Source organism: Rhizobium sp. SL86, from assembly GCF_026672545.1.
GTDB lineage: Bacteria > Pseudomonadota > Alphaproteobacteria > Rhizobiales > Rhizobiaceae > Neorhizobium.
In genome coordinates this window covers 32,277-52,298 of the sequence record NZ_JAPPRJ010000001.1, presented here as the reverse complement: position 1 = coordinate 52,298, position 20,022 = coordinate 32,277, and the positions used below count along the sequence as shown (strand labels likewise).

24 protein-coding genes and 2 pseudogenes are annotated in these 20,022 nt (G+C 62.1%); 6 read left to right on the top strand and 20 right to left on the bottom strand.

The genetic code is table 11. The annotated features are described in order from the left end of the window. Positions 1-8: 8 nt before the first annotated feature. A complete protein-coding gene (locus OU993_RS00285; RefSeq protein WP_268153877.1) occupies positions 9-1,238 on the bottom strand; it encodes a GNAT family N-acetyltransferase in 1,230 nt (409 codons plus the stop codon). 135 nt (positions 1,239-1,373) lie between these two features. Continuing rightward, on the bottom strand, positions 1,374-1,583 hold the full coding sequence (locus tag OU993_RS00280; RefSeq protein WP_268153875.1) for a DUF2842 domain-containing protein: 210 nt from the start codon (positions 1,581-1,583) through the stop codon (positions 1,374-1,376). 137 nt (positions 1,584-1,720) lie between these two features. On the opposite strand from OU993_RS00280, the gene OU993_RS00275 reads away from it, so the two are divergent. Then, entirely contained in the window at positions 1,721-2,824 is a 1,104-nt protein-coding gene (locus tag OU993_RS00275; RefSeq protein ID WP_268153873.1) for a COX15/CtaA family protein, read from the top strand. A 6-nt stretch (positions 2,825-2,830) separates the two neighbouring features. Here the strand turns inward: OU993_RS00275 and OU993_RS00270 are convergent, their stop codons facing one another. From OU993_RS00270 to OU993_RS00230, 9 genes and pseudogenes are all read right to left on the bottom strand, one after another. Beyond that, positions 2,831-3,658 carry a DODA-type extradiol aromatic ring-opening family dioxygenase gene (locus tag OU993_RS00270; RefSeq protein WP_268153871.1) on the bottom strand — a complete coding sequence of 276 codons (828 nt, stop codon included), beginning with the start codon at positions 3,656-3,658 and terminating at the stop codon, positions 2,831-2,833. Positions 3,659-3,735: 77 nt separating this feature from the next. Continuing rightward, positions 3,736-4,602: an aminoglycoside phosphotransferase family protein gene (locus OU993_RS00265; RefSeq protein WP_268153868.1), complete on the bottom strand. Its 867-nt coding sequence runs from the start codon at positions 4,600-4,602 to the stop codon at positions 3,736-3,738. Continuing rightward, a complete protein-coding gene (locus OU993_RS00260) occupies positions 4,599-4,997 on the bottom strand; it encodes a VOC family protein (protein WP_268153866.1) in 399 nt (132 codons plus the stop codon). The genes OU993_RS00265 and OU993_RS00260 overlap by 4 nt, the downstream gene beginning before the upstream one ends. Positions 4,998-5,018: 21 nt before the next feature. Next, on the bottom strand, positions 5,019-5,951 hold the full coding sequence (gene argC / locus OU993_RS00255) for an N-acetyl-gamma-glutamyl-phosphate reductase (protein ID WP_268153862.1): 933 nt from the start codon (positions 5,949-5,951) through the stop codon (positions 5,019-5,021). 72 nt (positions 5,952-6,023) lie between these two features. Further along, positions 6,024-6,977: an agmatinase gene (gene speB / locus OU993_RS00250; protein WP_268153859.1), complete on the bottom strand. Its 954-nt coding sequence runs from the start codon at positions 6,975-6,977 to the stop codon at positions 6,024-6,026. Between the two features lie 3 nt (positions 6,978-6,980). Continuing rightward, positions 6,981-7,319, bottom strand: coding sequence for an antibiotic biosynthesis monooxygenase family protein (locus tag OU993_RS00245; RefSeq protein WP_268153857.1), 339 nt, complete (start codon positions 7,317-7,319; stop codon positions 6,981-6,983). An 11-nt stretch (positions 7,320-7,330) separates the two neighbouring features. Beyond that, positions 7,331-8,509 carry a hypothetical protein gene (locus OU993_RS00240; RefSeq protein WP_268153855.1) on the bottom strand — a complete coding sequence of 393 codons (1,179 nt, stop codon included), beginning with the start codon at positions 8,507-8,509 and terminating at the stop codon, positions 7,331-7,333. Between the two features lie 149 nt (positions 8,510-8,658). Further along, positions 8,659-8,934: pseudogene (rpsI, locus tag OU993_RS00235) on the bottom strand (30S ribosomal protein S9); the annotation flags it as partial. Further along, positions 8,934-9,203, bottom strand: a pseudogene (locus OU993_RS00230) (antibiotic biosynthesis monooxygenase family protein); the annotation flags it as partial. The pseudogenes OU993_RS00230 and rpsI (OU993_RS00235), both read right to left, overlap by 1 nt. 355 nt (positions 9,204-9,558) lie before the next feature. Here OU993_RS00230 and OU993_RS00225 point away from each other — a divergent pair. Further along, on the top strand, positions 9,559-10,263 hold the full coding sequence (locus OU993_RS00225) for a carbonic anhydrase (protein WP_268153853.1): 705 nt from the start codon (positions 9,559-9,561) through the stop codon (positions 10,261-10,263). 97 nt (positions 10,264-10,360) lie between these two features. Here OU993_RS00225 and rpsI (OU993_RS00220) read toward each other — a convergent pair whose 3' ends face one another. The 3 genes from rpsI (OU993_RS00220) to OU993_RS00210 form a co-directional block, all read right to left on the bottom strand. Continuing rightward, complete coding sequence (gene rpsI / locus OU993_RS00220; protein ID WP_268153851.1) at positions 10,361-10,828, bottom strand: 30S ribosomal protein S9; 468 nt, start codon at positions 10,826-10,828, stop codon at positions 10,361-10,363. Between the two features lie 2 nt (positions 10,829-10,830). Continuing rightward, entirely contained in the window at positions 10,831-11,295 is a 465-nt protein-coding gene (gene rplM, locus OU993_RS00215; protein ID WP_252751450.1) for a 50S ribosomal protein L13, read from the bottom strand. A 239-nt stretch (positions 11,296-11,534) separates the two neighbouring features. After that, complete coding sequence (locus OU993_RS00210) at positions 11,535-11,885, bottom strand: hypothetical protein (RefSeq protein WP_268153849.1); 351 nt, start codon at positions 11,883-11,885, stop codon at positions 11,535-11,537. Positions 11,886-11,986: 101 nt separating this feature from the next. Between OU993_RS00210 and OU993_RS00205 the strand changes: the two genes are divergently transcribed. Continuing rightward, the gene (locus OU993_RS00205; RefSeq protein ID WP_268153847.1) at positions 11,987-12,421 is read left to right on the top strand and encodes a CoA-binding protein; all 435 of its coding nucleotides are present in this window, start codon (positions 11,987-11,989) and stop codon (positions 12,419-12,421) included. Between the two features lie 100 nt (positions 12,422-12,521). Here the strand turns inward: OU993_RS00205 and OU993_RS00200 are convergent, their stop codons facing one another. Beyond that, complete coding sequence (locus OU993_RS00200) at positions 12,522-12,956, bottom strand: DUF6455 family protein (protein ID WP_268153845.1); 435 nt, start codon at positions 12,954-12,956, stop codon at positions 12,522-12,524. A 242-nt stretch (positions 12,957-13,198) separates the two neighbouring features. On the opposite strand from OU993_RS00200, the gene OU993_RS00195 reads away from it, so the two are divergent. After that, a complete protein-coding gene (locus OU993_RS00195) occupies positions 13,199-14,482 on the top strand; it encodes an O-acetylhomoserine aminocarboxypropyltransferase (protein ID WP_268153844.1) in 1,284 nt (427 codons plus the stop codon). 52 nt (positions 14,483-14,534) lie between these two features. Continuing rightward, the gene (locus OU993_RS00190; protein WP_268153842.1) at positions 14,535-14,879 is read left to right on the top strand and encodes a cupin domain-containing protein; all 345 of its coding nucleotides are present in this window, start codon (positions 14,535-14,537) and stop codon (positions 14,877-14,879) included. Between the two features lie 60 nt (positions 14,880-14,939). On the opposite strand, the gene OU993_RS00185 is transcribed toward OU993_RS00190, so the two are convergent. The 4 genes from OU993_RS00185 to OU993_RS00170 all read right to left on the bottom strand — a co-directional run bounded on the left by OU993_RS00185 (position 14,940) and on the right by OU993_RS00170 (position 17,235). Further along, positions 14,940-15,200 carry a type II toxin-antitoxin system Phd/YefM family antitoxin gene (locus OU993_RS00185; protein WP_268153840.1) on the bottom strand — a complete coding sequence of 87 codons (261 nt, stop codon included), beginning with the start codon at positions 15,198-15,200 and terminating at the stop codon, positions 14,940-14,942. A gap of 68 nt (positions 15,201-15,268) precedes the next feature. Continuing rightward, positions 15,269-15,655 (bottom strand): type II toxin-antitoxin system VapC family toxin, encoded by a 387-nt coding sequence (locus OU993_RS00180; protein WP_268153839.1) that lies wholly within the window; start codon positions 15,653-15,655, stop codon positions 15,269-15,271. Beyond that, on the bottom strand, positions 15,652-15,924 hold the full coding sequence (locus tag OU993_RS00175; protein ID WP_268153837.1) for a hypothetical protein: 273 nt from the start codon (positions 15,922-15,924) through the stop codon (positions 15,652-15,654). Before OU993_RS00175 ends, OU993_RS00180 begins: the two co-directional genes overlap by 4 nt. Positions 15,925-15,987: 63 nt before the next feature. Next, the gene (locus OU993_RS00170; RefSeq protein WP_268153835.1) at positions 15,988-17,235 is read right to left on the bottom strand and encodes a cytochrome P450; all 1,248 of its coding nucleotides are present in this window, start codon (positions 17,233-17,235) and stop codon (positions 15,988-15,990) included. A 109-nt stretch (positions 17,236-17,344) separates the two neighbouring features. On the opposite strand from OU993_RS00170, the gene OU993_RS00165 reads away from it, so the two are divergent. Then, positions 17,345-18,175 (top strand): hypothetical protein, encoded by an 831-nt coding sequence (locus tag OU993_RS00165; protein ID WP_268153833.1) that lies wholly within the window; start codon positions 17,345-17,347, stop codon positions 18,173-18,175. Here the strand turns inward: OU993_RS00165 and ggt are convergent, their stop codons facing one another. Beyond that, positions 18,176-19,933 carry a gamma-glutamyltransferase gene (ggt, locus tag OU993_RS00160; RefSeq protein ID WP_268153831.1) on the bottom strand — a complete coding sequence of 586 codons (1,758 nt, stop codon included), beginning with the start codon at positions 19,931-19,933 and terminating at the stop codon, positions 18,176-18,178. Positions 19,934-20,022 lie beyond the last annotated feature (89 nt).

Here is a 20,022-nt window from a genome sequence, read left to right as displayed (position 1 = left end):
GACGCCAATCAGTCGTCCCGGTCGCTCGGTGCAGTCGCCTGCGCCGAGCGAATGCGTTGCAGCACCCTGTAGAGAAGCGGATTGCGCTTGATCACCGCCTTGGTTCGCGTCACCGCCGTATGGGCTCGCGCCGCAATGTGGCCCTTCAGCGAGATCGGCAGCACGATATCGTATTGCACCGTCTCGACCGGGCACCAGCTGCGTTTGTAGAGCTGGTCTCCGACGCCGAAATCGAAAAGCGCCGCGCCCGTTCCGCAGGCTTCCTCGATCATGTGCCAGAACAAAAGCTCGCCGGGGCTCGTGTCCGGCACGCGGCTTTCGTCAATCGAACCGAACTGGCAGATGATGTGGTCGCCCTTGCGCGAGAGGCCCGCAATCGCCGGAATGTCCTTTTCGCCGCCACGGCGCAGGCGGATCGCGTGCAGCACCAGCGGATGGTCGTGCCCGTGGGGCGGCACATCGAGAAGCGCATGCAGGAAGGCGCGCACTTTTGCATCGGCAAAGACATCCGGCAGTCCTTGCGTCCGGAACCGCACGCTCTTCTGCTGGAAGAACAGGTCGAGCAGCGCGTGACGCTCGGACGCGGTCTGCGGGGTGACGTAGTCATACCCGCCGATCTCTTCCATGCGACGCGTCTGGACCCGGAACTTTTTGCGCCGACGTTTGGCGTTGATCTGCGCCAGCGTCTCCTCGAAACGGGAAAACAGCGGCAGCTGGAAGGAGTGGTTGGCGTGTTCCTGCACGGCAAGGCTTGCAAGCGGATGGCGGTGGCCGCGCCATTCCCGCGGCACCGCCTCCAGCACGATCATGTCCGCCCGACCGTGCAGAAGGCTTTTGAGCCGTGTCGCAATCTCCCGCTGTTCGTCGGCCGAGGGGACGAAATCCGCGGCAAACAGGCCGGTGTTGAGATTGTTGTAGCGACCGCCTGGAAAACCGGCCTGGCGGGTGCCGTGGCGCAGCTTCAGCGACAGCGGCAGCAGGAAAAGCGTCCGTGCGTCGCGCTGGCCGCGCAGCACGACGACCTGTTCACCACTCTTTTCGGACCAGGCCCGGGACCAGTCAAAACCCTGGTGCAGCGAATTACAGGAATGAGCTTCGAGCGCCCGCCAGTCCGTTTCGACCTGCCCCAGGTCCGTGACAAGGTCGAACTCCAGCGCCAGCGCGGCAGAGACTGTGGGGTGCTCCACGCGCGGCGTCTGTTCCGCGCCCTCGGTCATTGCTGGACGGTTGGTGTGCACGAAGGACCCCCTTGCCATTCAGGCGCAAGGGTAGGGGCAAGGTTCCAACAAGCGGTTTATTTCGGCACATAATCAAAGCACCGATCGGCCGTCATGGTAAACACTTGGTGAAAGAGCAGGCTGACGGCCAACACTTCAGCCCTTACGCGGGCCTGCCATCCAGCGAATGATCAGCATGGCGGGCAGGACCCACAGAACGCCGCTCAGGCCGAAATAGAGAAGATGCACCCACCAGGGGGCCGTGGCGAGCGTCAGCGTCGCAATCGTGGTGGCGAGAACGGCATAGGCCATGACCAGGATAACGATCAGCACCGTGCCGATGAGTTTCTTCAGCCGAACCGGCATGATACGCCTCCCACATTATTCTTGTCGTGCAGTTGATGCCGCGACGGCATGCCGCAAACCCTCAGCCCTTGTTTTGCACCGGGGCATGAGGCAAATCAACGGCCAACGGCATTGTTGACGAATGTCAGGAGACGGTCATGGCGACAACAGAGGCAATCCTTGCCGGTCAGGCGGGCGAGCAGGTGCGGGGCGTGGAACGGAACCGGCTTCTGCTGCGCCGCTGGCTGCAGGTCGTCATCGTCACGCTCTTCTGTCTGGTGCTGGTGGGGGGCGCCACCAGGCTCACCGATTCGGGTCTGTCGATCACGCAGTGGAAACCGATCCACGGCGTCATCCCGCCGCTGTCGGTGGCCGAATGGCAGGAGGAGTTCGATCTCTACCGCCAGATCCCGGAATACCAGCAGATCAACAAGGGCATGTCGCTCGACGAGTTCAAGTTCATCTTCTGGTGGGAATGGGCGCATCGCCTTCTGGCCCGCACCATCGGGCTGATCTTCGGCTTGCCGCTCCTCTATTTCTGGCTGACGGGTCGGGTGGAAAAACGCCTGCGCCTGCCGCTGGTCGGGCTGCTTGCGCTTGGCGGTTTCCAGGGTTTCATCGGCTGGTGGATGGTGTCGTCCGGCCTGTCGGTGCGCACCGACGTCTCGCAATACCGGCTGGCCACGCATCTGACGATCGCCTGCCTGATCTTCTCCGCCTGCGTGTGGATCATGCGCGGCCTGACGCCGCAGAAGGTCGACCGGCCACCGACGGCCTATTCGCATCTCGCCGCCGGCGGGCTTGCGTTTCTGGCACTGTTCCAGATCTATCTCGGTGCGCTTGTGGCCGGTCTCGATGCCGGTTTTGCCTACAACACCTGGCCATTGATGGACGGGTCTCTGGTGCCGGGCGATCTTTTCCTGCAACAACCCTGGTGGATCAACCTGTTCGAGAACCCGAAGACGGTGCAGTTCGTCCACCGCTGCGGTGCCTACCTTCTTCTGACGCTCACCTTCGTGCACATGATCGTCTCGATCAGCAAGACGCCGGGCTCGACCCATGCGAAGGGTGCCATGATCCTCTTCGGCCTCGTCTGCCTGCAGGCCGCAATCGGGATTGCGACCCTTCTTTTGCATGTGCCGATCGAGCTTGGCCTGCTCCACCAGGGCGGCGGCCTCGTTGTGCTCGCTTATGCGATGACACACTGGCGCGGTTTCTACGGCGAGTTTCGCCGCAGTGCGCCGGCCGCGAGTGTCGGCTAAGCGGGTTCAGCCGAAACGATAGGCTGAGTAGGGTTTGCCGAGGACGGTGGCCCGCAGGATCTGCCGGCCTGCATCGGACCCGGCGGCCCCTGCTGCGACGAATAGCGGCACCAGATGGTCATGGTCCGGCACATGGCAGGCCCGCGCATCCGGATTGTCCTGCCAGCCGGCGAGCCGAGCTTCCCGCTCCGATGGATCCTTGGTGGACACGGCCTGTGTCAGCCAGTCGTCGAAGCGGACGGCTTCCGCCACATGCTCCGGTTCGGCGGTACGGAACTTGCGCATATTGTGATAGCTCATGCCGGAGCCGATGATCAGCACGTCCTCATCGCGCAGTGGTTCCAGCGCCTTGCCGATCGCCACATGACTTTCCACGTCGAGTGTGTTCTTCAGCGAGATCATGGTGATCGGCACGTCCGCATCCGGATAGATCAGCATGAAGGGAATGAAGACGCCGTGGTCGAAACCGCGCGCCGGATCTTCCGCCGAGGCAATACCGGCATCGGACAATAGCTGGCGAGCGCGGGCGGCGAGCTCCGGCGAACTGGAAGCCGGATAGGACAGTTCGTAGGTGTGCGGCGGAAAATTGTAATAGTCGAACAACATCGGCGGCTTGGGAGCCGTGCTCAGCGTCGGCACCGGCTCGGTTTCCCAATGGCCGGAGACCACCAGGACCGCCTTCGGCCGCCGGCCGATCTCGGCGTCCAGCCCGCTCAGGAAATCGCGAAGCTCGTCCCAGGGACCGCGCCCCGCCGCGTCCTTCGGAAACTCCATGAACGGCCAGGGGCCGCCGCCATGCGGGATGAAATAAACGGGAAAACGGGCGTGCTGCATGACATAGGCCTCCGATGCTGTCGCAACGATAGCGCGGTTCGGCTGTTCACACTATGGCATAAATCTCAAACAGATTGTTACGCAATCAGTGAACGAATAAAGCCGGCGACAGCTGCACGCTCGCGGATGTTCTCCGCCGCCTCCGGGCTTTGCGGCGGGCGCAGCGACCAGGCGATCGAGACGACGGCATGGACGCCGGCGAACCGCAGGATCCGCAAGGGGCTGCAGTCCAACAGCGGCGCGAAGACCTCCGCCAGCGCCGCGACACGCTCCGGCGCAAAAAGATGCGGCCCGCCGGGATTGCCGAAGATATTGGCCACCTCATAGGCGGGATCGCCGATCAGTCCGTGCGGATCGATCACCCGCCAGGTGCCATCCGCGCCCTTCAGCACGTTGTCATGATGCAGGTCGCCATGCAGCGGGATCTGGCGCGTCTGGTGGTTGAGCAGGTCGCGCGCCTCCGCCGCCGCCCAGTTTGCCATCTCCCGGTGCGGGCCGTCCTGTTCCGCCAGTTCGAACAGGCAGCGGAAATGTCGCTCCAGCGTCGTCAGGTCTTGGGGGAACGGCCGGTCGGACGGTGCATGCAGCAGCGGCAGAAGCTGGCAGAGGATAGGTGTCGCAGCCGCGTCCCCCTCCGCCTTGTGCAGGGCGGCCAGGCTTTGCGTGCCAGCATCCTCCAGCAGGCAGGCGTCATCGTCCTGTGCCAGCAGGCGCACGGTGCCATGTCCCTCGCGCCAGGCGAGATAGGCAAAACCCGCGCGTTCATAGTGCCCCTCGGGCTTCAACTGCTTGAGGATGGCACTGCTGCCATCGGCGCGCCGCACGCGGTAAAGGCGGCTCGAATGCGTGTCGGCGATGAGCTCCGGTGATTGCAGCCGCCAGAGCGCCAGCAGATCTGTGCGCAGGTGCGGATCGTGAGGCGTGGCCTTGGCGTCGGTACTCATTGTGCCGCAGGTGGCAGGTGGCAGACAGCCTCGATATTGTGACCGTCCGGATCGAGCACGAAGGCACCGTAATAATTCGGATGGTAATGCGCACGGATCCCGGGCGGGCCATTGTCGGTGCCACCGGCTGCGATGGCCGCCGCATAAAAGGCGTCGACGGCCGCACGGCTTTCCGCCACGAAGGCGACATGCAGCGAGCCCTTTGTGCGCCCGCCGCTGCCGATCCAGAAGGAGGGTTTGCCATTCCGGCCGTAACCGGCGCCCTCATAGGTGCCGCCGGTCTCCTCCGCCGTCACCGCCATCACGCAGGCCGCTCCGAGTGTCGGCATGACCGCGTCGTAGAAGGCGCGGGAACGGGCAAGATCCGCAACCGAAAGACCGATGTGATCCAGCATTCCCGCCTCCCTCTTCTGTCGTCAGGCCGAGAGCATCAGGTCCATGTTCTGCACGGCCGCGCCCGAAGCCCCCTTGCCGAGATTGTCAAGCACGGCGACGAGGTTCACATGTGCGCCGCCGGTCGAACCGAAGACGAAGAGCTTCATCGTATCCTGACCCACCAGCTCTTCCGCATCGATGCGGGAAAGTTTGGCGCTTTCCTCCAGCGGCACGACGGTGACGATATCCTGGCCGGCATAATGGGCCGTCAGGGCCGCATGTACGCTTTCCAGCGTCGCGCCGTCCTTCAGATCCTCGAGGAACAGCGGCACCTGCACGATCATGCCCTGAGCGAAACGGCCGACGGAGGGCGAGAAGAGCGGGGCACGGTCCAGCAGGCCGTGGATCTTCATCTCCGGCACGTGCTTGTGCTTCAGCGTCAGCCCGTAGACGAAATTATTGGCGGTGATCGCATCCTCGCGGCTGGCGTCTTCCATCTGCGCGATCATCTGCTTGCCGCCGCCGGTATAACCGGAGACCGCATTGACCGAGACGGGATAACCGTCCGGCAACAGGCCGGCAGCGCGCAATGGGCGGATGAGGCCGATTGCCCCGGTCGGATAACAGCCCGGATTGGCAACGCAGCGAGCGGAGCGGATCTTGTCCGTCTGTGCCTTGTCCATTTCGGCAAAACCATAAGCCCAGTCGTCCGCCACGCGGTAGGCGGTGGAGGTGTCGATGATGCGCACCCTGTTGTTGCCGGACAGCATCGAGACCGCCTCGCGCGAGGCATCGTCCGGCAGGCAGAGGATGGCGATGTCGGCGCTGTTCAGGAGGTCTTCGCGCATGGCTGCATTGCGGCGTTCCGCTTCCGGGATCGACAGGAGCTCGACATCGCGGCGGCCGGCCATGCGGGTGCGGATCTGCAGTCCCGTGGTGCCGTGTTCGCCATCAATGAAGATCTTCGCGCTCATGTCATTCGTCCAATCGATCAGAGGGTTAGCAGCAGTAGCGGATTCACTTTATCCGCTTCATGATTCAGTTTGTTAACGGGATGCCGCAAGGCGTTCGGCCCGAAGGCCCAGCATATACATGGCGACCGTCGCACCGGCAATGGCGGTGATGTCGGCGTGATCATAGGCGGGTGCCACTTCCACGACGTCCGAACCACGGATGTCGAGCGGCCCGAGCTTGCGCAGCACGGACAGGATTTTCGCCGAGGAGGGGCCGCCGGCCACCGGTGTGCCGGTGCCGGGGGCAAAGGCGGGGTCCAGGCAGTCGATGTCGAAGGTGAGATAGCAGGGGCGGGTGCCGACATGGGCAAGGATCGTCTCGGCAATCGCCTGCGCGCCCATGTCCTCCACGTCGTAACCGTGCAGGATGCGGATGCCGAAATCCTCCGGCGCTTGCGTCCGGATGCCGATCTGGATCGAATGGGCGGCATCGATCACGCCTTCGCGCACCGCCCGGCAGACGAAGGAGCCATGGTCAATGCGGTGTCCGTCATCATCCCAGGTGTCCTGATGCGCATCGAAATGCACCAGCGCCAGGGGGCCGTGTTTGGCCGCATGCGCCTTCAGGAGCGGCCAGGTGACGAAATGATCGCCGCCGAGCCCGAGAAGATAGGCGCCGGAGCTTAGGATCGCCGCGGCCTGTTCCTCGATCCGTGCCGGTGTGCCTTGATGGTTGCCATAGTCGAGCAGCACGTCGCCATAATCCACCACCGCCATCTGTTCGAACAGGTCGCGGGCGAAGGGATATTGCGGGTCATTGTCGAAAATCGCTGAGGCCCGCCGGATTGCCTGCGGCCCAAAGCGCGCGCCGGGACGGTTGGAAACCGCCGCGTCGAACGGAATGCCGAGCACCACAGCATCGACGTCCGCCAGCGATTTCGAATACGGCCGGCGCATGAAGGAAAGCGCCCCGGCATAGGTCGGGTCGGTTGCGGCAGCCCGAAGGTTTTTCGCGGTAAAGGCATTGTCGATGGACTTGGACGGCATGGGTCAGGTGCTTTCCTTGCTGAAGCCATAGGCGCGCTGAATCACGCCGATGCGCACCGCATAATGCCGATACCAGTCGCGCCGTCCACGCTGTTGTGCGGCCAGATGATCGACGACCCGTTTCCAGGCGCGAATGCTTTCCTCGTCGGCCCAGAAGGAATTGGTGATGCCAAAGCCATCGGCCCCGCGCGCGCTTTCCACGCCCAGAAATCCCGGCTGACGGCGCGCCAGATCCACCATTGCCTCCGCCATCTCGCCATAACCGTTGTCACCTTGCGTGCGCTGCGAGGCAAAGGTGACCACGTAGTAGGGCGGGTCCGGCAGGCGGATGGGCAATGACATCTCGGTTGATCCTATCCGGAGAAATGCATCAGTAGTGTCAAAAGCTGTTCCAAAAGGCCGAAGCTGCGAAGAGCGTAATAGTGGTCCGGCGAAAGAGCCAGACCAATGATAATGAAAAAGGACAGCGCCAAGGGTCGTAACCGTTGTCGGAAGGAAAGCTTCGCCTGTAGACCCATCGTGCAGACAATAAAGACCATGCTGGTGATCTGCATGTCTAGCCACCGGCCCCAATCGATGGCGATCAGGTAAAGGGGCATGATTGGAACGCAGGCGATGAAGCAGGCGAGAAGGAGAGTCTTCCGGTTGATCAGTTGCCGGATAAAGTAAAGCAGCGGCAGCGCGGCCGCGATCCCCGCAACGCAGAATTTCCAGACGAAGTTTGGTTCCGCCGTGATGGCCCAAGTTCGGTTGATACCTTCGGCAAGTGGTACGTTGATCCAGGCGATGGCGCCTTGGCACAGAGACTGTGGTGCGCCACGTTCGAGAAGAGGAGCGCAAACGGCATCCACATCGCCATGAGAATGCATCAAGGCGTATATGAGGCCGGCAAGTGTGCCAAAAATTGCCAGGAACGCTGGCGAAAGCGTAAACCACCGATCTGACAACCAGGCTCCCGACATCCAGAGTAATGTTAGGAAGGCTGGCATCAGGAAGATGTTCCCTTCATGGGCCAGGCAACTGAGTGCGAATATCAGTCCGGATACGGTAAGCCAGAATCGGCGAAGGTTAGGTCCGTGATGGCCAAGCACCGGAAATATGCTTAGCATCGCCATTGCGCAGAATGCGATCAACTCCTTGCGTAAACTTCCCGCAGGATCGGCCGCCCAGAACAGGACATAAAAGCCGGGCGACAGAAGAAGCAGAAGATAATTAGATTGTAGAATCAAAGGGTTGAAGAGGGAGAATGTGAGCGCTAGCAGTGCGGAAAGAGCAGCGGACTGTATCAGCGCAACCACGACCACCGGGCTTGTTGATGTCCAGTCGGCGATATGCACAAACAGGCTGCCCGCAAGTCCGCGGCGCACATATCCGTTCAGCGCGTTGATCAACCAGTCGCCCTGTTGCCATTTGCTACCGCCCTGCTGGACCTCAAGCCAAACGTTTATGAGAATGATCATGGCGCTGATGGCCAGCAACCCAATCAGGGTAAGGCGTCTGCCGTCTGTGAATGGTCCAATTGCCTTGTCCATCAGGCGCCCTGTCGCCGATACAATTGCGTGCAATCTGGAGCCAAAGCATTGATTGCCGGTTAATCCCGTCTTCGCACCTAGGGCTGGCAACAAAAAAGGCGGAGCCGAAGCCCCGCCTTGATCTTGGACCGTAAACCGGTCTCCAGCGATTAACGCTTGGAGAACTGGAACGAACGGCGGGCCTTGGCCTTGCCGTGTTTCTTACGTTCGACAACGCGGCTGTCGCGGGTCAGGAAGCCACCCTTCTTCAGCACCGAGCGCAGGCCCGGCTCGAAGTAGGTCATGGCCTTGGAGAGACCATGACGAACGGCACCGGCCTGGCCGGAGAGACCGCCGCCGGCAACCGTGGCAACCACGTCGAACTGGCCCGAACGGGCAGCGGCGACGATCGGCTGCTGCAGGACCGGACAGGCGAAGTATGCCGATACCAGTCGCGCCGTCCACGCTGTTGTGCCGCCAGATGATCGACGACCCGTTTCCAGGCGCGAATGCTTTCCTCGTCGGCCCAGAAGGAATTGGTGATGCCAAAGCCATCGGTCCCGCGCGCGCTTTCCACGCCCAGAAATCCCGGCTGTCGGCGGGCCAGATCCACCATCGCCTCCGCCATCTCGCCATAACCGTTGTCACCTTGCGTGCGTTGCGAGGCAAAGGTGACCACGTAGTAGGGCGGGTCCGGCAGGGTCGCAAAAGGCAGGTTGGCGGCGGTCGACACGTCACAAGGCTCCAAGAGGCAAGCTCGCAAATGATGCCGATCGACGGAAGAGAATCAAATTCCGATTCGTGATGAATGGCATCACGGCCTGCTCCTTACCTCTCGGCGATTGAACTTGTGCGTGCGGAACGGCGTGTCGTCCCGAATCAGGGCGCTTTCCAGTCATTCCTAATAAAATATTGGCATCTCTCGGTGAGTGATCTGTTATTCATACAGACAATATTTGAACGCCCCTGTTTATGTTAGCGGTAACTATTATTGATCGGGCGCTGCCCGCATCTACACTCGCCTCCGATCAGAGGAGGAGGGTCATCGCATGTGCAATCAATGCGTGAACATGAGCAGACGGGGTTTCTTCGGAGTCACCGCCAGCGCCGCCATGGGGCTGACGGCATTCGCAGGCGCCAGCCTGTGGGGAGCCGTTCCTGCGGTCGCGAGCGCGGGAACGGCGATGACGCCGGATCAGGCGCTTGACCGGCTGAAGGCCGGCAACTTGAAATACCAGAAAGCGCCGGACATCTGCGCTGCGGACATGCTGAAGACGCGCGAGACGGTGGCAAAGGGGCAGAGCCCCTGGGCGATCGTGCTCGCCTGCGCCGATAGCCGCGTCGCACCCGAACTGGTTTTCGGCGGGGCAGGGCTTGGCGATCTCTTCGTCTGCCGCAATGCCGGCAACATGGCCGATACGGCAACGATGGGGTCGATCGAATATGCCGTCGAACATCTGGGAACGCCCCTGGTCGTCGTTCTGGGGCATGAACGGTGCGGTGCCGTGGCCGCGGCCTGCGAGGTGGCGGAGAAAGGAACGAAACTGCCCGGCTCCATCGGTCCGATGGTCAATGCCATTCTGCCCGCCGCCAGCGCCATGCGCGGCAAGACGGGAGACTTTACCGATAATGTCGTGCGCGAAAGCGCCCGCCGGACGGCGGTGAAGATCGCGACCGAAAGCCCGATCGTCGCCGAGTTCGTCCATGGCGGAAAGGTGAAGGTCACCTACGGCCGGTATGACCTGGACAGCGGCGCAGTCGATTTTCTCGGCTGAACCGGCGCCCGGCGCCGTGCCGGGAACACCGCAAGGCAACAAAAAAGGCGGGGCCGAAACCCCGCCTTGATCTTGGACCGTAACCGGTCTCCAGCGATTAACGCTTGGAGAACTGGAACGAACGGCGGGCCTTGGCCTTACCGTACTTCTTACGTTCGACAACGCGGCTGTCGCGGGTCAGGAAGCCACCCTTCTTCAGCACCGAGCGCAGGCCCGGCTCGAAGTAGGTCATGGCCTTGGAGATGCCGTGACGAACGGCACCGGCCTGGCCGGAGAGACCGCCGCCGGCAACCGTGGCAACCACGTCGAACTGGCCCGAACGGGCAGCGGCGACGATCGGCTGCTGCAGGATCATCTGCAGGACCGGACGGGCGAAGTATGCCGAATAGTCCTTGCCGTTGACGATGATCTTGCCGGAACCAGCCTTGACCCATACGCGGGCAACGGCGTTCTTGCGCTTGCCGGTTGCGTAGGAGCGGCCCTGTGCGTCAACCTTGCGCTCGCGAACCGGAGCGGAAGCCTGGGCGACCGTGCCGAGGTCCTTGAGAGAGGAAAGGTCAGCCATAATCAGGCGCTCCTTGTGTTCTTGTTGCTGAGCTTGGCGACGTCGAGCGTGACCGGCTGCTGGGCTTCATGCGGATGGTTGGAACCGGCGTAAACGCGCAGGTTCTTCATCTGGCGACGGCCGAGCGGGCCGCGCGGGATCATGCGCTCAACGGCCTTCTCGACAACGCGCTCCGGGAAGCGGCCTTCGAGAATGGCGCGTGCGGTACGCTCCTTGATGCCGCCCGGGTAACCGGTGTGCCAGTAGTACTTCTTGTCGGAGTACTTCTTGCCGGTGAAGACGACCTTGTCGGCATTGATGACGATGACGTTGTCGCCGTCGTCAACGTGGGGCGTGTAGGTGGCCTTGTGCTTGCCGCGCAGGCGGGTTGCGATGATGGTGGCGAGGCGGCCGACGACGAGACCTTCGGCGTCGATCAGCACCCACTTCTTCTCCACCTCAGCGGGCTTCTGTACGAAGGTAGACATGATAGCTCTCTTCTTGGTGATCCCGGAGCAAGGCCAGGGCCTCGTCTCAGGGCGTTTTTTGTTGCTTGGTTTTGACCGTCAGACGGTCGAGGGAGCGCGCACGAGACCGGGCCCGCATCCTGGCGGCGCTTATACGCAAGGCCTCGGCCAGCGTCAATTGACGTGGTTTCGACGCCTGCAAAAATAGACAAACAAATTCAATGGTTTGATTGTGTGGTTATATGTTACCACAAAATTATTCACGGCAGACCGAAGCAACCGGGCTCGAAAAAGCCACCGCAGTCCTCGGGCGAGGGGCGTTTCACGCAATGCTGGACGGGGCAATCCGCCCGGTCGCGCGTCGGAACGGTGTCGTCGTCGGCGAAATCGCCTCCCGAACAGAACCGGCTGGAGGCCACATAACGGTCGTAGAGCGTCACGCCCGTGCGGCCCGGATAACGCAGCACGACGGCGCCTTCGCGGGCGATCGCCGATTGCACGGCCTGGCAGGTCATGCCGGTCGAAGTGTAGCGGGAAATGGCGTGCGCCGGGGCGGAAGCTGTCAGACCCAGGGACAGGACGGCAAGGAGAACGGGAAGGGTCTGTCGCATCTTAGATTTCCTGTTAAAGCTCGTGGAACGGAAATAGCGCACAATGATTTACGGCCAAGTGGTGCTAATGGCGAATTGGCCGAACTTGGGAGGATGACGCGATGAATCACGATCGGTATGACGACGGTTATGTTGCAGAGATCCTGAAGACGGTCAAAACCATTGCCGTGCTCGGAGCTTCCCCCAATCCGGTCAGGCCCAGCTACGGGGTGATCGGGTTCCTGTTGTCGAAGGGTTACCATGTGATCCCGGTCAATCCGGGCCAGGCCGGCAAGAAGATCCAGGGACAGACCGTCTACGCCGCGCTGAGCGAGGTGCCGCAGGCGGTCGACATGGTGGATGTCTTCCGCGCGCCGGAGTTCCTGGAGGAGATCGTCGACGAGGTGCTGACGCTGTCCAGCAAACCGAAGGTGGTCTGGACCCAGCTCGGCGTTCGTGACGATGCCGCCGCCGCCCGTGCGGAGGCAGCCGGCATCAATGTCGTCCAGGATCGCTGCCCGGCAATCGAATATCCGCGGCTGCTCGGTCATCACTGAGCCGAACGGACGGGGCCGGGCGGAAGGGTCAGCACGGGCGCAATAAAAAGCCGCTGCCATCTCGTCATTGGGCAAATCGGAGCGGGCAGCGGTCGGGAAATCAGTCCCGCAGCAGCGGCGGTTCGGCCCGCATGACATTGAGCGCCGGCGCATTGGCGCAATATTCGGCAAAATTGACCGGCGCCGAGCCGTCCTTCAGATCATGCCGACAACGGCCCTTGTCCTGGCAGGTGGCGCAGGTCACCTGCATGTCGCGGAAGAGGTCCGGCAGATGCGCCTGGAGATCCGCCGGATCGATATGCAGCGCCTTCAGCATCTCGATCATTTCGTCGGCGCCATGCGCACCCGCGCGCACCACTTCCAGAAGCGTGTCGAAGTTGACGTTGCAATCATCCGCCAGCTGGCGGCGGCTTTCCGGATCGAGGTTCACCAGTGCCCGCTCATCGTCGTGCCGGACCCTGAGATCGGAATACCAGTCGACGAGTTGTTTGCCGACCCGCTGTGCAAGATGGGATTTGGCATCGTTCATGGTCATGTCACGGCTCCAGGCTGATCATTTGCCAGAAGCATGCCAGAGCGGTCGCCCCCGGCCTTGATCCTGGTCAAATCGGAACAGGCGCACGTCTTTTCCCCGATACGGCAGCATGCAGCAAAAAAATCCTCGGGATGTCGCGTTCCCGTTCGCTCCCGCCTGTCCGGCTGCAAGAAGCCCCGTTATAGTCTCGGCGCTTGGCGTCCGAGGGCGCCGACAAGAGACAACCATAGGGAGGAATTTTCATGACCGATCCGATGCCAGGCTTTTCGACGCTGGCCATTCATGCCGGTGCCAAGCCGGACCCGGCGACCGGCGCGCGCGCAACGCCAATCTACCAGACCACCTCCTTCGTCTTCGAAAATGCCGATCATGCGGCGGCCCTTTTCGGCCTGCAGCAGTTCGGCAATATCTACACCCGCATCATGAACCCGACCCAGGCGGTGCTCGAGGAAAAGGTGGCGGCGCTCGAAGGCGGCACTGCAGCGCTTGCGGTCGCCTCCGGCCATGCGGCGCAGATGCTGGTCTTCCACACGATCATGCAGCCGGGCTGCAATTTCGTTGCGGCAAAGCGGCTTTATGGCGGTTCGATCAACCAGTTCGGCCATGCGTTTAAGAATTTCGGCTGGGAGGTGCGCTGGGCCGACCCCGCCGATCCGGCAAGTTTTGCGTCCCAGGTGGACGAAAACACCCGCGGTTTCTTCATCGAGAGCCTCGCCAATCCCGGCGGGACTTTTGTCGATATCGCCGCGATTGCCGAGGTCGCCCAGGCGCATGGCTTGCCGCTGATCGTCGACAACACCATGGCGAGCCCTTATCTGGTGCGTCCGCTGGAACACGGCGCCGATATCGTCGTGCATTCGCTGACAAAGTTCCTCGGCGGCCATGGCAATTCCATGGGCGGCATTATCGTTGATGGCGGCACCTTCGACTGGTCGGCGTCGGGCAAATATCCGATGCTGTCGGAGCCGCGGCCGGAATATGCCGGTGTCGTGCTGCACCAGACCTTTGGCAATTTCGCCTTCGCAATCGCCTGCCGCGTGCTCGGGCTTCGCGATCTCGGCCCGGCGATCTCGCCGTTCAACGCCTTCATGATCCTGACCGGCATAGAGACGCTTTCCTTGCGCATGCAGCGCCATTGCGACAATGCCGCCGCGGTTGCCACTTGGCTGAAGGCGCATGAGAAGGTGTCCTGGGTGCATTATGCCGGCCTGGAAGACCATCCGAACCACGCGCTGCAGCAACGGTATTCGCCGTCCGGTGCCGGTGCCGTTTTCACCTTCGGCCTGAAGGGCGGTTACGAGGCGGGCAAGAATTTTGTCGAAGGGCTCAAACTCTTCTCGCATCTCGCCAATATCGGCGACACGCGTTCGCTGGTCATCCACCCGGCCTCCACCACGCACCGGCAGCTGACGCCGGAACAGCAGGTGTCCGCCGGCGCCGGCCCGGATGTCGTGCGCCTCTCCATCGGCATCGAGGATGTTGCCGACATCATCGCCGATCTGGAACAGTCGCTGGCGAAGGTCTAAGAACTCAAGGAGGCGGCGCAGCAGGCGCCGCCTCCCTCACCGGAGCCCGCCGATGTCTCGTTTTCTTTCGTTCGATCTGTCCGCCATCACCCCGGAAGAGGGCGCGCCGGCACCGGACCGCCTGATCTCGGGCGATCCACGCTTCACCACCTGGGATATCGAGGAGGCAGACGGCGGGCTTTATGCCGGCATCTGGCAATCGACCCCGGGCAAATGGCGGATCTCCTATGACGAGTGGGAATATTTCCACATCCTCGACGGTTATTCGATCGTCACGCAAGAGGGCGGCGAGCCGATTCACCTGAGGGCAGGCGACCGCCTGATCCTCCGACCTGGCTTCAAAGGAACCTGGGAAGTGATTGAAACAACTCGCAAGGACTATGTGATCCGGCTCTAGTCCGAATCTGCCAGCAGCTATTCCAGTACGCCGTCACCGAGGCGTTAATAATGAAGCGCATTAGCCCTTTTGGCTCTCACGGCGGAATTTCGCCAGCTCATGGAGCGTAAAGCCTTTCATTGAGGCACGCAGTTCCGCCAAGTCCCGCTGCAGCGCGCCGATATCCACGGGCTTCATTGGGGCTGGCGGAGCCTTTAGCTCGACGATGTTGCGACCATCCTCGGTCAGAACGACGGTCTCGCCGGCACGCACGAGCGTGATCAGCTTGTCGAACTTTTCCTTTGCTTCGGCAATCGAAACGTGGCGTATGCTCCAAACCATGGATCGCTTCGTCAGAATACACGCCTTCGGCTCTTTTCACGAGAGGCGGCAGGATCAAACCGTGCTATCTACCAGTGCAGAACGACGCCAAACTCGGCAATCTTCTCATCCGTCGAGATCAAGCCCATTCCCTCCTGGATCGCCTGTGCCGCAATAATGCGGTCGAAGGGGTCGCGATGCATTCCCGGCAGCAGACAGCTGCGAACCATGTGGACGCTCGTCACCGGAAGTTCCAGGAAACCTTCTTCAACGACCACAGCGACAAAATCAGGAAGTAGTAACACGGCAGAGGGCAACTTACCCCGCACCCACTTGGTGGTGACCTCCCACGCGGATGCCGCGCTGACGTAGATGTCATTGTCGCTGTCTTCTATCAGCCTGACGGCGGCGGGTGACAGTTGCGGGCTGTCTGCCAGCCACCAGAGGAGCGTGTGCGTATCCAGCAGATACTTCATGCCCGGTCGAAATCTTGCAGAACCTCCGGCGACAGCGGTTCGAAAAAATCGTCGCCCACCAGAAGACGGCCCTTAAATCGGCCGGGACGGCGTCTGCGTGTGGTCGCCATTTCGATCTTCGCAAGGGCCTGCTCGCTGGTCTGGCGGTCGCCCGTTTCCAGTGCCTCCACAACAAGATCGATCTCAGTTTGCTCGAGCCAGGTCTGCGAGCGGTCGGTGTCCCCACCGGCTGGAACCATGCGCGTATCGCGTGATGATCTGGTCGACATGACGAGCGTCCTGTTTCGTGCGGAAAACTATATCCTCCCCCAGGGAAAAGGGGAAGGATCTGCTCACCACGCCAGATCCAGCCGCTCCAGTCCGTGGAAATGATAGACGTCCTTCACGATAGGCCTCTCGGCAATCCTGAGCCCCGGCAGTCGCTTGAACAGCAGCGGCAGCACGATGTTGAGCTCGAGTCTCGCCAGCGGCGCGCCGATGCAAAAATGGATGCCGGCGCCGAAGGAGAGGTTGGCGCCCTCGTTGCGCTCCGGCTTGAAGGTCAGCGGATCGGGGAATTTCTTCGGATCGAGATTGGCGGCGGCGAGGATAAGGCTCACCTTGTCGCCGCGCTTGAAGGAAACGCCATCCACGTCGACATCTTCCAGCGCCCAGCGCTGGAAAATATGCACCGGTGCGCAGATGCGCAGGGTTTCCTCGACGGTGCGTTCGGTGGCTGCGGCATCGACAAACATCGCCTGCGGATCAAGCCCGCTTTCGAGGATCACCCTGACCGAATTGCCGATCTGGTGCACGGTCGCCTCGTGGCCGGCATTCAGCAGCACGATGGTGGTCGAAACCAGCTCGTCTTCGGTCAGCAGCTGGCCCTTGTGTTCGGTATGGATCATATGGCTCAAGAGGTCGTCGCGCGGATTGGCGCGGCGTTCAGCAATGACCGTCTTCACGTAATCGGCAAATTCCTTCGCCGATCGGTCGGCGGCCTCCTCGTCGGCGCGAGAGCGCTTGAACATGTACATGCCGACGTAATCATGGCTCCATTTGAGCAGCTGCGGCCCCATCTCTTCCGGAATGCCGATCATCCGCGCAATCATCGTGACCGGGATGATATCGGCGAAAGAGGAAAGCAGTTCTGTCCGCCCGTCTGTCTCGAAACGATCGATCAGGCGATTGGCAAGCGCTTCGATTTCCCCGCTCATCTTTTCCACATGCCGCGACACGAAGGCGCGGTTGACGAGCGTGCGCAGCCTTGTATGTTCCGGCGGTTCGATCTCCAGCAGCGAATGGCGCTCGGCGAGGTCGAAATGCGCGGTATGGGCGGCAGGTTCGGCCAAGCCCAGTTCCTCGCGGCTTGCAATATGCAGGATCTGCCGGCCGAAACGGCGGTCGCGCAGAAGCGCGTTCACGGGATCATAACCGCAGAAGAACCACTGCTTCTGTTCCTGCCAGTAGAAAGTCGGACAGTGCGCATGCAGCGCCGCGTAAGCGCGGTTCGGATCGCCGTAAAAGGCGGGGTTACGGGCATCGAGCGAGACCGTGCGGGTAGCGGGGTCGATATGGAGAAAGTCGGGTATCTGTGTCATACCTGCCTGCCTAGAACATCCGCTCGCGAAGGAAAAGAGGGGTGTCGTTGACGCAATCCCTGATTGATGTACGATATCGTATACACCTCAATGCCGTGGGGATCTGTCCATGAAGCATCCAGCGTCGCGTGAATACAAGATGATGCTGAAGCCCGGCCCCTTTGCCGGCAGTGATGCGGCGCGCGCCGCCGCGGTGGCTGCTGTCTGGCGAGACCTCGACCAGCATCTGGCCGATCATTCCGTCTCCGCCGCAAAACAGCTGGAACTGGCCGTCCGGCGAAAGGTGGTTTTCCTCGATACACCGGATCGCCAGCTTTATGGCCAGTTCGACCTCATCCTGCGGCTGCGGCAATCGCAGGAGGGCATGGCGCGCGCGGATGTCACCCTGAAATTCCGCCACGGCGACCGGCTACAGTCCGCCGCCCAACCGTTCAGGCCCCGCAAGGCCTATGCCGGCGACGGCCGCGAGGTGACCTTCGAGGAGGATGTGAAGGCGGTGCCGAGCGCCCGCGGTCTCGGTTTCTGGGCGCTTTTCAGCCGTTCTGCCAAGGCAGTCATCGAAGAGGTGACGATGCTCGCCACGGTGGAAGCCCTCGGCAGCGTCTATGCCAAGCTGCCGGCGCATCTGACGGTCATATCCGATCAGCCTCTGGTGATTGTCGGCGGGCTTGTGATCACCGAAGAGGTTTATGCCGGCGGCTGGTTCGACATCGCCGATGCGCGGGCCGAGGCCGCCGTGATCCTCTGGTTCCGCCCGGACGATCCCCGCATGCCGATCGCCGCGGAACTCAGCTTTCGCTTCGATCTGCACAAGGGGCGCGCCGATCCCGCGCTTGCCGCAGGGGCCTGGCGTCTCTTCCAGGCCCTTCACGCTCTCGACGACGTCGACCCTCAGGGGCCGACGAAAACGGCGCTCGTCTACGGAACCGCCCAGCCCTGATTATTCGCCGACGGCCACACCTTCACGCCGCGGGTCGGCGCTTCCGGCAAGGCCAGTCGGGGTGATCTCGATTGCGTGCAGTCCGGAATTCATTTCGGCCAGGTTCACGTCAAAGCCCAGCGCATTCAGCGGATCGGCAAACTTTTCCGCCGCGGTGCCGGCTTCCAGGTCGTATTTGCCGAACCGATTGATGAGATGCGGCTGTGCGACGATCTGCTCCACCGGCATGCCCCAATCGATATAGGCGATCAGCGCCTGGGCGACATAACCGATGATCTGGCTGCCGCCCGGCGAACCGATGGCAAGCAGCGGTGTGCCGTCCTTCATCACAATGGTGGGCGCCATCGAAGAGCGCGGCCGTTTGCCGGGTTCCACACGGTTTGCCACCGGCACGCCCTTGTCATGGGTCTTGAAGGAAAAGTCGGTCAACTCGTTGTTGAGCAGGAAACCACCCGTCATCAGCCGCGAGCCAAAACCGTTTTCGATCGTCGTCGTCATCGAAACGACATTGCCGGCCTTGTCGACGATGACGAAATGGCTGGTGGAGGGCAGTTCGATCGCCGCATCGCGTCCGAAGAGAAGCGCGTGATCCCAGGTCGGTTCGCCGGCCTTCACCTGGTCGGCGGCCAAAGCCCGCTCGCCATCCAGCAGTTTTGCCCGCTCGCCGAGATACTCCTTGGAGATAAGGCCCTTGATCGGCGAGGGCACGAAATCCGTGTCGGCGAGATAACGCTCGCGGTCGGCGAAGGCGAGCCGCTGGGCGTCACCAATCAGCCGCCAGCTCTGCACATTGTCGGGGCCGTACCCCTTGATATCGAAATTCTCCAGCAGGCCGAGCATCTGGCCGACGGCGACCGCGCCGGACGAGGGCGGTCCCATGCCGCAGACATCGAGCGCCCGGTAGGTCACGCAGACCGGTTGCCGTTCCTTTGTCCGGTAGTTGGCGAGATCGGTCAGCGACAGAACGCCCGGATTGCCGGTCGCCTCGCGCACGGTCTTGACGATCGCCTCGGCGATCGGCCCGGTGTAGAAGGCATCGGCGCCGCCCTTGGCGATGGCAGCCAGGGTCTTGGCGTAATCCGGGTTCTTCAGGACGGTGCCGGCCTTCAGCGGCGCACCGTCGGCCCCGAAGAAATAGGAGCGCGGCCCGTCAAAACGTTTCAACCGGTCGCCTTCGCCAGCCACCAGCGTCGCCAGTCGCGGCGAGACGACAAAACCGTCTTCTGCCAGTCTCTCCGCCGGGGCAAACAGGTCGGCCCAGGCAAGTTTACCGAATCGTTTGTGCACATCTCCCATCAACCGCACGGTGCCGGGTGTGCCGACCGAGCGCCCGCCGACCACGGCATCCATGAATTTCAACGGCTGACCCTTGTCATCGAGAAAGAGCTTGGGAGTTGCCGCCATCGGCGCCGTCTCGCGCCCGTCGAAGGTGGTGAGCGTCTTCGATGCCGCCTCGTAATAGACGAGGAAGGCGCCGCCGCCGAGGCCGGAACTCTGTGGTTCGACCAGGCCCAGCACCGTCTGCACCGCAACCAGGGCGTCGATCGCATTGCCGCCTTTTTCGATGATGGCGCGCCCGGCCTCTGCCGCGAGCGGATTGGCGGCCGCCACCATGAAGGACTTCGCCTCGACCCGCTTCGCCGTTGCAACGGTCGTGGCTTTTTCCGGCGCAACCGTGTCGGATGCCTGCTGCGCGCTACCGGTGGCTGTCTGCATCAGCAGTGTTGCGAAGGTAGTGACGAGGAAGATGTGACGCATGATTGCCTCCGGATATCGGGACGTCAGATGCCGGAGCGTCCCGGATCGGTACGCCCGTGTGAAAGAGGCAAGTGTTGCCGACAATCTGC